The 13212-nt window shown below is 66.1% G+C and carries 13 protein-coding genes and 1 pseudogene; 11 read left to right on the top strand and 3 right to left on the bottom strand.

All coding sequences use genetic code 11. From position 1 onward, the window contains the following. Positions 1-177 precede the first annotated feature (177 nt). The 6 genes from HPC46_RS10135 to rfbB are packed head-to-tail and all read left to right on the top strand — an operon-like array spanning position 178 to position 6996. Complete coding sequence (locus tag HPC46_RS10135) at positions 178-1878, top strand: NAD(P)/FAD-dependent oxidoreductase (RefSeq protein WP_179469327.1); 1701 nt, start codon at positions 178-180, stop codon at positions 1876-1878. Positions 1879-1895: 17 nt separating this feature from the next. Continuing rightward, positions 1896-3377, top strand: a complete 1482-nt coding sequence (locus tag HPC46_RS10130) for an ATP-binding protein (protein WP_179469325.1) — start codon at positions 1896-1898, stop codon at positions 3375-3377. A gap of 29 nt (positions 3378-3406) precedes the next feature. Continuing rightward, complete coding sequence (locus tag HPC46_RS10125; RefSeq protein ID WP_179469323.1) at positions 3407-4240, top strand: LLM class F420-dependent oxidoreductase; 834 nt, start codon at positions 3407-3409, stop codon at positions 4238-4240. A gap of 16 nt (positions 4241-4256) precedes the next feature. Further along, complete coding sequence (locus HPC46_RS10120) at positions 4257-5099, top strand: LLM class F420-dependent oxidoreductase (protein ID WP_179469321.1); 843 nt, start codon at positions 4257-4259, stop codon at positions 5097-5099. A gap of 13 nt (positions 5100-5112) precedes the next feature. Beyond that, positions 5113-5970 (top strand): LLM class F420-dependent oxidoreductase, encoded by an 858-nt coding sequence (locus HPC46_RS10115; RefSeq protein WP_179469319.1) that lies wholly within the window; start codon positions 5113-5115, stop codon positions 5968-5970. 30 nt (positions 5971-6000) lie between these two features. Next, positions 6001-6996, top strand: a complete 996-nt coding sequence (rfbB, locus tag HPC46_RS10110; protein WP_179469317.1) for a dTDP-glucose 4,6-dehydratase — start codon at positions 6001-6003, stop codon at positions 6994-6996. Between the two features lie 25 nt (positions 6997-7021). Here rfbB and HPC46_RS10105 read toward each other — a convergent pair whose 3' ends face one another. Together HPC46_RS10105 and HPC46_RS10100 are read right to left on the bottom strand one after the other, a co-directional pair. Continuing rightward, the gene (locus tag HPC46_RS10105; protein ID WP_179469315.1) at positions 7022-7711 is read right to left on the bottom strand and encodes a type III PLP-dependent enzyme domain-containing protein; all 690 of its coding nucleotides are present in this window, start codon (positions 7709-7711) and stop codon (positions 7022-7024) included. Then, complete coding sequence (locus HPC46_RS10100) at positions 7701-8546, bottom strand: type III PLP-dependent enzyme domain-containing protein (protein ID WP_233716341.1); 846 nt, start codon at positions 8544-8546, stop codon at positions 7701-7703. The genes HPC46_RS10105 and HPC46_RS10100 overlap by 11 nt, the downstream gene beginning before the upstream one ends. A 476-nt stretch (positions 8547-9022) precedes the next feature. On the opposite strand from HPC46_RS10100, the gene HPC46_RS10095 reads away from it, so the two are divergent. The 5 genes and pseudogenes from HPC46_RS10095 to HPC46_RS10075 all read left to right on the top strand — a co-directional run bounded on the left by HPC46_RS10095 (position 9023) and on the right by HPC46_RS10075 (position 12533). Next, complete coding sequence (locus HPC46_RS10095) at positions 9023-9112, top strand: potassium-transporting ATPase subunit F (protein WP_174397102.1); 90 nt, start codon at positions 9023-9025, stop codon at positions 9110-9112. Positions 9113-9129: 17 nt separating this feature from the next. Beyond that, positions 9130-10788, top strand: a complete 1659-nt coding sequence (gene kdpA, locus HPC46_RS10090) for a potassium-transporting ATPase subunit KdpA (RefSeq protein ID WP_325096620.1) — start codon at positions 9130-9132, stop codon at positions 10786-10788. After that, a pseudogene (locus tag HPC46_RS10085) lies at positions 10776-11579 on the top strand (sensor histidine kinase); the annotation flags it as partial. The gene kdpA and the pseudogene HPC46_RS10085, both read left to right, overlap by 13 nt. A 9-nt stretch (positions 11580-11588) precedes the next feature. After that, on the top strand, positions 11589-12266 hold the full coding sequence (locus tag HPC46_RS10080; protein WP_179469496.1) for a response regulator: 678 nt from the start codon (positions 11589-11591) through the stop codon (positions 12264-12266). A 3-nt stretch (positions 12267-12269) separates the two neighbouring features. Continuing rightward, entirely contained in the window at positions 12270-12533 is a 264-nt protein-coding gene (locus HPC46_RS10075; protein ID WP_407665489.1) for a ferredoxin, read from the top strand. On the opposite strand, the gene HPC46_RS10070 is transcribed toward HPC46_RS10075, so the two are convergent. Beyond that, a complete protein-coding gene (locus tag HPC46_RS10070; RefSeq protein WP_179469311.1) occupies positions 12526-13212 on the bottom strand; it encodes a response regulator transcription factor in 687 nt (228 codons plus the stop codon). The genes HPC46_RS10075 and HPC46_RS10070 overlap by 8 nt on opposite strands.

Raw genomic sequence — 13212 nt, 5'->3', positions numbered from 1 at the left:
ATTCCAGGACGAGGCACGCAAGAGTCGGCGCGGATGCCGCACCGCCGGTCTACGATACCCGCTTGCGCGCAGTACTCCAAAACGCCGTGGAGCCGCCCTGACCTCAACGTAATGGGACGGCGAGAAGAGCAAGCCCACCCTAATAACGACTGGACATCCGGCGCATACTGGAACGTGATGACTGGACCCGCCCCCCAGCCCCGCAAACCCGTCATTCTCACCGTTGACGACGACCCGGCCGTTTCGCGCGCCGTCGCTCGCGATCTCCGCCGCCACTACGGCGAGCGATACCGGATCGTCCGTGCAGAATCCGGGCCTGACGCGCTGGACACGATCAACGAACTCAAGCTGCGCGGCGAGACCGTCGCGGTCTTCGTCGCCGACTACCGGATGCCACAGATGAGCGGCATCCAGTTCCTCGAAGAAGCGATGGACGTCTACCCGATGGCGCGGCGCGTTCTGCTGACGGCGTACGCCGACACCCACGCCGCGATCGACGCGATCAACGTCGTCGACCTCGACCACTACCTGCTCAAGCCGTGGGATCCGCCGGAGGAAAAGCTCTATCCGGTGATCGACGCCCTGCTGGAGGCCTGGCATGCCACCGGCGACCGGGCCATCCCGCACACCAAGGTCGTCGGACACCGATGGAGCGAACGGTCCTGGGAGGTCCGCCAGTTCCTGGCCCGCAACCAGCACACGTTCCGCGCCTTCAACGCCGACGAGCCCAAGGGCAAACAGCTGCTCGACGCCGCCGGCCTGGACGGCATGCAGCTGCCGGTCGTCATCAGCGAGAAGGGCGAGATCCTGGTCGACCCGACCAACGCCGAACTCGCCACGATGCTGGGGTTGTCCACCAATCCGTCGCTGGAGATGTACGACCTCGCCGTCATCGGCGGCGGGCCGGCCGGCCTGGCGGCAGCGGTGTACGGCGCGTCCGAGGGGCTGCGGACCGTCCTGATCGAGGAGACGACGACCGGCGGCCAGGCCGGGCGCAGCTCCCGGATCGAGAATTACCTCGGCTTCCCCACCGGTGTCTCCGGGGCCGAGCTGACGACCTCGGCACGCAGGCAGGCCGAACGGTTCGGAGCCGAGGTCATCACCACCCGTAAGGCGGTCAAGCTCGACGCCGGCGAGGCGGGGACCGCCCGCACCATCATCTTCGAGGACGGCGGCAGGATCGCCGCCCGGGCGGTCATCCTGGCCACCGGTGTGTCCTACCGCCAGCTGCAGGTCACCGGATGCTGGGACAACCCCGAGGATCCCGCCTGTAACTACGTCGGACGTGGCGTCTACTACGGCGCCTCGGTGTCCGACGCCTCCGAATGCAAGGGCGAGGACGTCTACATCGTGGGCGGGGCCAATTCGGCCGGCCAGGCCGCGATGTTCATGTCCCGCGAGGCGAACTCGGTGACCATGCTGGTCCGCGGCCCGTCGCTGGAAGCGTCGATGTCGCACTACCTGATCCAGCAGATCGAAAAGAACCCGAACATCTCCGTGCGCACCTGCACCGAGGTGGTGGACACCATCGGCGACGACGACCACCTGACCGGCCTGATCCTGGCCAACCGCCAGACCGGCCAGCAGGAAACCGTCGCGTCGACCCGGATGTGCTGTTTCATCGGCGCCGAGCCCCGCACCGACTGGCTCAAAGAGGTCGTCGCCGTCGACGACCACGGCTTCGTCCTCGCCGGACCCGACCTGGCCAACGTCGCCGGCTGGGGCCTGGACCGGCCGCCGCACCACCTGGAAACAAGTGTGCCGGGTGTGTTTGTTGCAGGAGACGTGCGCGCCGAGTCCGCCAAACGGGTGGCGGCCGCTGTCGGCGAAGGGTCGATGGCGGTGATGTTGGTGCACCGCTACCTGGCCGAGGCGTAACCAGCAAGGAGAAGACCATGGGTGAGAAATGTCTGCCCACCGAACTGCGAACCCTGTTCCTGTTCGAGAAGCTGTCCGACCAGCAGCTGGAGACGCTGTGCCAGAACGGGCACATCGCGACATTCGAGCCCGGTCCGGTCGTCACCGAGGGCGAGCCCGCCACCTGCTTCTATGTGCTGCTCGACGGTGAGCTGGTGATGTCCAAGCGCTCCGGCGGGGTGGACGTCGAGACCACGCGCACGTCACAACGCGGCGTCTACTGCGGTGCCTGGTCGGCCTACATCCCCAACGAAGAACAGGTGTACCAAGCCTCGGTGCGGGTCACCAAGCCCTCGCGGTTCTTCGTCCTCGACGCCGACGCCTTCTCGCAATTCATGAAGTCGGAATTCCCGATGGCGGTACACCTGCTCGAGGGCCACATGGTCGGCGGCCGGCGGCAGAGCCAGATCCTCGGCCAGCGCCAGAAGCTGCTGGCGCTGGGCACCATCACCGCCGGGCTCACCCATCAACTCAACAACCCGGCGGCGGCGACCGCCCGCGCGGTGGCCGATCTGCGTGAGGGTGTCGGCAAGATGCGCTACAAGCTCTCGATGCTGGCCGACGGCAAGTTCAGCCCCGAAGCACTGCGGGTGCTGGTCCGCATCCAGGACGAAGTAGCCGAGCAGGTCGCCAAATCCAAAGCGCAGGAGTTGTCCGCGCTGGAGACCTCCGATCGCGAAGACCAGGTCGGCGACTGGCTCGAAGACCACGGCATCGCCAGCGCCTGGGACTACGCCCCGACGTTCGTCGAAGCCGGCCTGGACACCGATTGGCTGGAACGCATCGAGGCATCGATCGACGCGGTCGACTGCTCTGCGACCATGCAGAGCGCGATCGGCTGGCTGAAATACACCATCGACACCGAGCTGCGGATGAACGAGATCGCCGACGCCAGCGAGCGCATCTCCGGTCTGCTGGCCGGCGCCAAGAAGTACTCCCAGATGGACCGGGCCGAATACCAGGTCGCCAACGTCCACGAGTTGCTGCACAGCACGCTCAAGACGCTCTTCGGCGACAAGGTCGGCCCCGACAAGCCGATCAAGCTGGTCAAGGAATGGGACAAGACGCTTCCTGAAATCGCTTGCTACCCAGGTGGTTTGAATGAGGTGTGGGACGTCATCATCAACAACGCCATCCAGGCCATGAAGGGCAAGGGCACGCTGACGATCCGAACCGCACGCCAGGGCGACGACCGGATCCGCGTCGAGATCGGCGACAACGGCCCAGGCATCCCCGACGAGATCATCGACCGGATCTTCACCGCGTTCTTCACCACCAAGCCATTCGGTGAGGGCGACGGCTTGGGCCTGGATCTCGCGCGCCGCATCATCGTCGAGAAGCACCAGGGCGACATCCGGGTCGAATCCCAACCCGGCAACACCCGCTTCATCATCCTTTTGCCGCTGGTGGCGCCCGCCCCGGCTGCAACTCCCGGTGAACTCTCTGCCGCTGCGGAATAGCCGACTGCCGCCCTCGGGTTGTAGCCGCCATGAGTGCCAAGCCCGATCTCGGCAGATTCGCCTCCTTCGGCATGGGCATCACCGGTGAGGAAGCCTCGGCAATCGAAGCGCTCGGCTACGGCGCCGTGTGGGTCGCCGGATCGCCGCCGGCAGAGCTGGACTGGGTGGACCGGACGCTCGAGCAGACCCGCACCTTGAAACTGGCCACCGGCATCGTCAACATCTGGACCGCCCGGCCCGAGACGGTCGCCGCCTCGTTCCATCGCATCGAGACCGCGCACCCTGGCCGCTTTCTGTTGGGCGTCGGTGTCGGCCATCCCGAGGCCGATGCGCAATTCGCCAAGCCGATCACCGCGCTCAACGCCTACCTCGACGTGCTGGACAAACAGGGCGTACCGCGAGAGCGCCGCGTTCTGGCCGCGCTCGGTCCGCAGGTGCTGAAACTGTCGGCACAGCGCAGCGCCGGCGCCCATCCTGTCCTCGTCACCCCCGAGCACACTGCAGAAGCGAGACGGCTGATCGGCCCGGACGCGTTCCTTGCTCCCGCGGTCCCCGTCGTCCCGACCACCGACGTCGAGCACGCCCGAGCTGTCGGCCGCAAGACCCTCGAGCTTTATCTCGGCCTGAGCAATTACCTCAACAACTGGAAGCGGCTGGGATTCGTGGAAGAAGACATCACCCGCCCCGGAAGCGACCGGCTCGTGGATTCGTTGATCGTGTACGGCACGCCCGACACGATCGCGGCACGGCTCAACGAGCACCTCGAGGCCGGCGCCGACCACGTCCCGATCCAGCTGTTGACCTCACCGGCCAAGGTCATCCCCACCCTGGCCGATCTCGCCGGTCCGCTCGGACTGGGCTGATGTGAAAGGAAGTTCGATGACGGACGCCAAACCAGATCTGGGCCGCTTCGGCTCGTTCGGACGTGGAGTCACCCCGCAGCAGGCCAAGGAAATCGAGGCGCTGGGCTACGGAGCGGTCTGGGTAGGCGGCTCGCCGCCCGCCGAATTGGATTGGGTGGAGCCGATTCTGGCCAACACCACCACGCTGAAGGTGGCCACCGGAATCGTCAACATCTGGACGGCCGCGGCAGGCCCGGTGGCCGAGTCGTTCCACCGCATCGAGAACGCCTATCCCGGCCGGTTCATCCTCGGCATCGGCGTCGGCCATCCCGAGGCACACCAGGAATATCAGAAGCCGATCGACGCGCTGCGCAGTTACCTCGACAAGCTCGACGAGTACGGGGTGCCCAAGAACCGCCGCGTGGTCGCCGCACTCGGACCGCAGGTGCTCAAGCTGTCGGCGGCGCGCAGCGCCGGCGCACACCCCTACCTCACCACCCCCGAGCACACCGCAGAGGCGCGCGAACTGCTCGGCCCCGAGGCGTTTCTGGCACCCGAGCACAAGGCGATCCTCACCACCAACGCCGATGAGGCGCGTGAGGTCGGCAGGCGCGCCCTGGACATCTACCTCAACCTGCAGAACTACCTCAACAGCTGGAAACGGTTGGGGTTCACCGACGAAGACGTGGCGCGGCCCGGCAGTGACCGGCTTGTCGACGCAGTCGTGGCCTACGGCACCCCCGAGCAGATCGCGGCTCGACTCACCGAGCACCTCGACGCCGGAGCCGACCACGTACCCGTCCAGGTGCTGACGTCGTCTGACAAGCTGGTGGATGCGCTGGCCGCGCTGGCCGGCCCCCTGGGACTCAAACAACCGTAACGAGAGGTAACTCGTGACCAACCCGTCGCTGCTCAAACCGGATCTCGGCCGTTACGGAGTGTGGACCGGCGGCCCGGTGTCACCGGAGCAGGCGAAAGAGATCGAGCGCCTCGGCTACGGCGCGGTGTGGGTGGGCGCGTCGCCCGCCGCCGAGCTGGCCTTCGTCGAGCCGATCCTCGAGCGCACCGAGCGCCTGACGGTGGCCACCGGGATCGTCAATATCTGGAACGCGCCGGCCGAAGAGGTCGCCGCCTCCTACGAGCGGATCGAAAATGCCTATCCCGGAAGGTTTTTGCTGGGTGTCGGCGTTGGCCATCCCGAGCGCACACAGGAGTACCAGAAGCCGTACGACGCGCTGGTGAGCTACCTCGACAAGCTCGACGACAAGTGTGTGCCGACCAGCCGCCGGGTGGTCGCCGCGCTCGGGCCCAAGGTGCTGCAGCTCGCCGCGCATCGCAGCGCCGGTGCACATCCGTACCTGACCACCCCCGAGCACACGGCGCAGGCCCGCGACCTGGTGGGCGCATCGGTGTACCTGGCCCCCGAACACAAGGTCGTGCTCACCACCGACGTCGATGAAGCGCGCGGGCTCGGCCGCGACAGCGTCGGCTTCTATCTGGGGTTGAGCAACTACGTCAACAACTGGAAGCGGCTGGGATTCAGCGACGCCGACGTCGAGCAGCCGGGTAGCGACAAGCTGATCGACGCGATGATCGCGTACGGCACCCCCGAGGCGATCGCGGCACGGCTGAACGAGCACCTCGATGCCGGTGCCGACCACGTGACGATCCAGGTGCTGGGCGGTTCGGACACATTACTGCCGACGCTGACCGAACTGGCCGGGCCGCTGGGGCTGACCGCGGCCGGGTGACCACGCGCGCTGCCCGTTAGGGTGGCACCCATGCGGCTGTTGGTCACGGGCGGCGCCGGATTCATCGGCGCCAATTTCGTCCACAGCACCGTGCGCGAACGGCCCGGCGTTTCGGTGACGGTGCTGGACGCACTGACGTATGCCGGGAGCCGCGAATCACTGCGCCAGGTCGAGGACCGCATCCGGCTGGTCGAGGGTGACGTGACCGACGAACCGCTGGTCGACCAGCTCGTCGCCGAGTCCGACGCCGTCGTGCATTTCGCCGCCGAAACCCATGTCGACAACGCGCTGGCGGATCCCGCGGTGTTCGTGCGCAGCAACGTGATCGGCACGTTCGCGGTGCTGGAAGCCGTTCGCCGGCACGGGGTGCGGCTGCATCACATCTCCACCGACGAGGTGTACGGCGACCTGCCACTGGACCGCAATGTCCGGTTCACCGCGGACACTCCGTTCAACCCGTCCAGCCCGTACTCGGCGACCAAGGCGTCATCCGACCTGCTCGTGCGGGCGTGGGTTCGGTCTTACGGGCTGCGCGCGACAATCTCGAACTGCTCCAACAACTATGGGCCCTATCAACATATCGAGAAGTTCATCCCGCGCCAGATCACGAACATCCTGACCGGGCGCCGGCCCAAGCTCTACGGTGCCGGGGCGAATGTGCGCGACTGGATCCACGTCGAGGACCACAACAGCGCGGTGTGGCGCATCGTAGAAAACGGGACAAGTGGATCCACGTATCTCATCGGCGCCGACGGTGAGCGCGACAACCTCTCGGTGCTGCGACTGATCCTGCAGTTGATGGGCCGCGATCCCGACGACTTCGACCATGTCGTCGATCGCGCCGGTCACGATTTGCGCTACGCGATCGACTCGAGCGCCCTGTGCGCCGAACTCGACTGGGCGCCAAAGCACACCGATCTGGCCGAGGGTCTGGCCGCCACCATCGCCTGGTACCGGGAGAACGAGTGGTGGTGGGGTCCGCTCAAGGACCGGGTCGAGGCGGGCTACGCCGAACGCGGTCAGTGACCGGGCTTTTCGCCGCGGTCTAGTCCTACCGGATCAACGCGGAACGCGACGGTGCGATGTTGACCGCGGGACGGGGGAAACGGCTGGCAACGCAGCCGTCCTCGACGGCATCGTCGACGGCCGCGGCGATCGCCACGAGATCATCACGCCGGCAACCCCATTCGGCCGCATCGATATCACCAAGGCTCAGCCGCGCCGGGATGACGTTGTATCGCCGGGCAAAACCGCGCATTGCGGTGACCATTGCTCGCACCGCAGCGCTGCCGCTCTCCCGACTGTGCAGACGGCGGTGCACGCCGATCAGGTCCAGCCCCGCACCGGCGATGACCGCGGCGACCAGGTCATCGGCGTCCTGGTCGGTGATGTCGACCAACACACGGCGACGCTGTCGTGCCGTCGTTGCCAGCCCGTCCACCTGCTGTCGGGAGTCCACGACGAAGCGGCCGGCGCCAGCCTCGGCGGTGCCCGCCGTCGCAGGCCGGTGCATGATGATCCGTTGTGGCAGAATGCCCGCCGTCAGTGCACGAGCGAATCCATCGGCGTCAACCACATCGACAGCGACGCCGTGACGTCTGATCCAATCGGTCGGCGCCTGCAGACCCAGTATGTCAGCGGGGTAGCTCACCGCGGCGCAGCGGAATGCCTTGCGGTACTGCGCGCACCGGCGCAGCGCAATGACCAGACGCTGCCGGGAATCGAAGCGGTCATGCCGCACGCCGTTCGATCACGTGCTCACCGGCAGAAATCACAACCACCGGCCGTGGGAATCGCACTGTGGCGCAGGCGTCGTCGACCGATTCATCGATCTCTTCGACGAGGTCACGGCGGATGATCGACTCATCGGCGGAATTGATGATCTTGCCGCCACCGAGTCCGAGCCGGGTCAGCAGGACAGCATGGCGTCGGCGGATGTGGTCCATTTGCCCAATCATGTTGCCAATGGCGGCCGGATAGCTCACGAAATCATCGACAGCCGTGCCGACCTCGCAATGCAAGCCGATCAAGTTGAGCGATCGGCACCCGATCACCGCGTCCACCGCGGAATCGGCGTCGTTGGAATCGAAAACAAACTGCCGCCACGTGCGGTCGGTTGTCGCCGCATCAGTCATGCGCAACAACACGTTCTGCGTCCGCCCACCGGCAGCGGCGCCTAGCGACATGATGTGTTCATCGCTGCTCAGCACCACCCGGCCCACCCCGACTGCGGCCAGACGGCGCATGTCGGAAGTGTCCAGTTGGTCAGCGTGAACGGTCATCAGAGCCGGATGGACGCCGACCGAGATCGCCGAATACAACTCCGGCATGGTGCGTACATCGATCGCCAGCCGGTGTTCGCGCATCCATCGCGCAACGCCGGCATCGTGCAGAACGGACGCCGGGAACGACACCTCGGCGGGCGCGCACGAGTCCCGATAGCCGTTCAGCCGGCGTATCTCCGCGTGATCGACAGGCGGACGTTGACGTCCCCGAACAATTGACCGAAATCTGGTCGACAGTGTCACCGAAACCCTCTTCGCCACCGCCTTGGCCTCCTGCCAATGGCGACCCATCCCACCGTCTCGCGGATCCGACCGGAAGTCAGCAATCCTTGCGATCTCTTGACGGTGCGCGGTCGAACCTTGACGCCGACACAGCCGCAAAAATCATGTAAGGGCGTGGATCTGGCCGTGCTGCCGGCGCCAGTGTCCCGGTATCCGAACAGTCGTTGACGTAGTGATGCGGGCAGCACGAGAATTCGCTGCATCGCTTCAGTCGACCGCCGGCGTTGAGGGGAGGCGAGGGAACTTCGTAAAGGCACCACAGTTCGGCGTAAAGAAACCGTCAACGGGTGCTGGGTGGTCGAGTCTGCGATCTAGCTTCGTCATGGTCCTCGATGCCGAGGGCCCGGCAGTGCTGCCCGGGCCATCGCGGCAAGGACCTCATCGATTTGTCGTGAACGGAGAGACATGGGTGTCGTCATATACATCGTGCTGACAGTGGCGATCTTCGCCCTGCTCGGCCTGGTGCAGAAGTTGGTCGAGCGACTGTGAGCTACGAGAACATCGTCGGCCTGATCTTGGCCGTCCTACTGGCCCTGTTCGTCGCCGCCGCACTGCTGTTTCCGGAGAGGTTTTAGTGACTACATCGGAGATCGTGTGCCCCGTGCTGTTCCTCGTCCTACTCATCCTCGCGCTGGCGGCCGTGCACGTGCCGCTGGGCGACTACATGTACCGGGTGTACTCCAGCGAGAAGAACAATCGCGTCGAACGGGTCATCTACCGGCTGATCGGCGCCGATCCGCGCTCGGAGCAGACCTGGGGCGCTTATGCCCGCAGCGTGCTGGCCTTCTCGGCGATCAGCATCCTTTTTCTGTTCGTCTTCCTGCTGCTGTCGGGCAAGTTGCCACTGCACCTCAACGACCCGGCCACCCCGATGACCCCTGCGCTGGCGTGGAACACCGCGGTCAGCTTCGTCACGAATACCAACTGGCAGGCCTATTCCGGCGAGTCCACCATGAGCCATCTCGTGCAGATGGCCGGCCTGGCCGTGCAGAACTTCGTGTCTGCCGCGGTGGGCATGGCCGTGGCGATCGCCGTGGTCCGCGGGTTTGCCCGCCGGCACACCAGTGAACTGGGCAACTTCTGGGTCGACCTGGTGCGCGGCACACTGCGCATCCTGCTGCCGATCAGTGTCGTCGCCGCAATCATCCTGATCATCGGTGGAGCGGTGCAGAACTTCTCAAACTACGACCAAGTGGTCAACACACTGGCCGGCGCCCAGCAGACCCTGCCCGGCGGACCGGTGGCCAGCCAGGAGGCCATCAAGGACCTCGGCACCAACGGTGGCGGCTTCTACAACGTGAACTCCGCCCATCCGTTCGAGAATCCGACGACATGGACCAACTGGATCGAGATCTTCCTGCTGCTGGTCATCAGTTTCTCGCTACCCCGCACCTTCGGCCGCATGGTCGACAGCAAGAAGCAAGGATTCGCGATCGCCGCGGTCATGTCGATCCTCGCCCTCATCAGCTGGTCGGCAACGATGTGGATGCAGTTGCAGGCTCACGGCACGGTGCCCACCGCCGTCGGCTCGGCGATGGAAGGTGTCGAACAGCGCTTCGGGGTGGCCAACTCGGCGGTCTTCGCCGCCTCGACCACTCTGACGTCCACCGGTTCGGTGGACTCCTTCCACGATTCCTACACCAGCCTCGGCGGTCTGATGCTGCTGTTCAACATGCAGCTCGGCGAAGTCGCGCCCGGCGGCGTCGGCTCCGGCCTCTACGGCATGCTGGTCTTGGCCGTCATCACGGTGTTCGTCGCCGGGCTTATGGTCGGGCGCACCCCGGAATACCTGGGCAAGAAGATCACCCCGCGCGAAATCAAGCTGGCGGCAAGCTATTTCCTGGTGACTCCGCTGTTGGTGCTCACCGGAACGGCGATCGCGATGGCGATGCCGGGTCAGCGGGCAGGCATGCTCAACAGCGGACCCCATGGCTTGTCGGAAGTGTTGTATGCCTTCACGTCCGCGGCCAATAACAACGGATCGGCGTTCGCGGGCATCACCGTCAACACCGAGTGGTACAACACCGCACTGGGATTGGCGATGGTGTTCGGCCGGTTCCTGCCCATCGTGCTGGTTCTCGGACTCGCGGGCGCACTGGCCAAGCAGGGCCACACTCCCGAGTCGATCGGCACCCTGCCCACCCACCGTCCCCAGTTCGTCGGCATGGTCGCAGGCGTCACGCTCATCTTGGTGGCGCTGACCTTCCTGCCCATGCTCGCGCTCGGGCCCCTTGCTGAAGGAATTCACTGACCATGACTGTCACCGCAGTTGAAGCCCGTTACGACGCCGGCACCAAGAAGAAACAGGTGCAGGGCGCCAGCAAGGCCGAAGCCATCGAGAAGGCCGACGAATTGCGCCGCTCATTGCTCTCGGCGGTCAGTCACGACTTGCGCACCCCGTTGGCCGCGGCCAAGGCAGCGGTGTCGAGCCTGCGTTCTGAGGACATCGACTTCTCCGAGGAGGACACCGCCGAACTGCTTGCCACCGTCGAGGAATCCGTCGACCAGCTCACCGCGCTGGTGGACAACCTGCTGGACTCGTCGCGGCTCGCCGCCGGGGTCGTGCGCCCCGAACTGAAGCGGGTGTACCTCGAAGAGGTGGTCCAACGCGCGCTGCTGAGCATCGGTCGGGGGTCGACCGGGTTCGGCGCCAAAGGACTCGGCCGGGTGAAAGTGGACGTCGGCGACGCGGTGACGCTGGCCGATGCCGGCCTGCTGGAGCGGGTGCTGGCCAACCTGGTCGACAATGCGCTTCGCTACGCGCCGGAATCCATCGTGCGGATCAACGCGGGCAGGGTCGGCGATCGGATGCTCATCAACGTGGTCGACGAAGGTCCCGGCGTGCCACGCGGCACCGAGGAGCAGCTGTTCGAACCATTCCAGCGCCTCGGCGACCGGAACAACAAATACGGTGTCGGACTGGGCCTTTCGGTGGCCCGCGGCTTTGTCGAGGCGATGGGCGGGACGATCTCGGCCACCGACACCCCCGGCGGTGGCCTCACCGTGATCGTCGACCTCGCCGCGCCGCCGGGGGGCCGGTAAGTGAGCAAGATCAAGGTGCTGGTGATCGACGACGAGCCGCAGATCCTGCGGGCGTTGCGGATCAATCTGAGCGTGCGCGGCTACGAGGTGATCACCTCCGCGACCGGCGCGGGCGCGTTGAAGGCGGCCGCCGAGCATCGCCCGGACGTGGTCGTCCTGGATCTCGGCCTGCCTGATATGGACGGCATCGAAGTGCTCGGTGGCCTGCGCGGCTGGCTCACCGCACCGGTGATCGTCCTGTCGGCCCGCACCGACTCGGCCGAGAAGGTCGACGCACTCGATGCCGGCGCCGACGACTACGTGACCAAGCCGTTCGGGATGGACGAGTTCCTGGCCCGCCTGCGCGCTGCCGTGCGCCGTGCCGCGGCGGCTTCGGAGACCGACGAGCCGGTAGTCGAAACCGATGCGTTCACAGTCGATCTGGCCTCGAAGAGGGTCATCAAGAACGGCGCCGAAGTGCACCTGACACCCACCGAGTGGGGCATGCTCGAGATGCTGGTGCGCAACCGGGGCAAGCTGGTCGGCCGCGAGGAATTGCTCAAAGAGGTGTGGGGCCCGGCCTACGCCAAGGAGACCCACTATCTGCGGGTGTACTTGGCGCAGCTGCGCCGCAAGCTCGAGGACGACCCGTCACATCCGCGCCATCTGCTGACCGAAGCGGGTATGGGCTATCGCTTCGAGTTGTGAGCCGTGGCCCTCGCAGGCCACACCTGGCTCTCGCGGCCCGTCCACCGCGGCGCAATCGCGGCCGATACTGACGCCATGCACATCACCGTCGACTACGACCTGTGTGAGGGACACGGGCAGTGCCTGATGGCCGCACCCGAGCTCTTCGACCTGCCCGACGGTGCCGAGCAGGTCGTCGTGCTCGATCCCGATCCGCCCGAGTCCGAGCGGGAGCGGGCGCTCCGAGCGGCCGCGATGTGTCCCGCGTTGGCGATCAAGGTCAACTGAGCCCGTCGGCGTCGGCCAGGTCGTCGAGCAGGCCGAAACGGCCCGCCATCGCCGCCGCGGCGATCCGGTTGGTCACACCGAGTTTGTGCAGCAACGCAGCGACCATGCGTTTGGCCGTACGCTCCGACACCAACATCCGCGCGGCGATGTCGGCCGTCTCCATCCCGGTCGCCAGCAGCGTCCACAGCCGAAGGTCCTGCGCGTTGAGGCTGTCCAGCAGTACTGACGACGGCTTGCGGGTGTTGCTCAGCAACCCGTCGAGCAGCGCGCGGTCCACGACGCACACGCCTTCGGCTATGGTCCACAGCGGGCCGGCCAGGGCCTCGGGCCGGGCGGTTTTGGGCAGGAAACCGTCGGCGCCGGCGCGCAGCGCCTCCTCGGCCAGCCCGAGATCCTCGGTGCCGGACAAGGCCAGGATGCGGGTTTTGGGGTTGCGGGCCTTGACGTGGCGGATCGCGGCCACCCCGCCCAGTGGCGGCATCGACAGGTCGATGATCGCGACGTCGGCATTGCAGCTGGCCACCAGGTCAGCGGCCTCCTCGACATACGTGGTCTGGCCGCCGACGGTGAACGATTCGCCCCACTCGCGGGTGAGCAGCAACGCCAGACCCTGCGAGAAAAGCTCGTGGTCGTCGACGATCACGACGACGATCTTCCTACCGCCGGCGGTGGCGCTCAT

This window comes from Mycolicibacterium vinylchloridicum (assembly GCF_013404075.1).
Lineage (GTDB): Bacteria > Actinomycetota > Actinomycetes > Mycobacteriales > Mycobacteriaceae > Mycobacterium > Mycobacterium vinylchloridicum.
The sequence above is the reverse complement of the archived record's forward strand: the minus strand, read 5'-3'. Positions and strand labels throughout refer to the sequence as shown.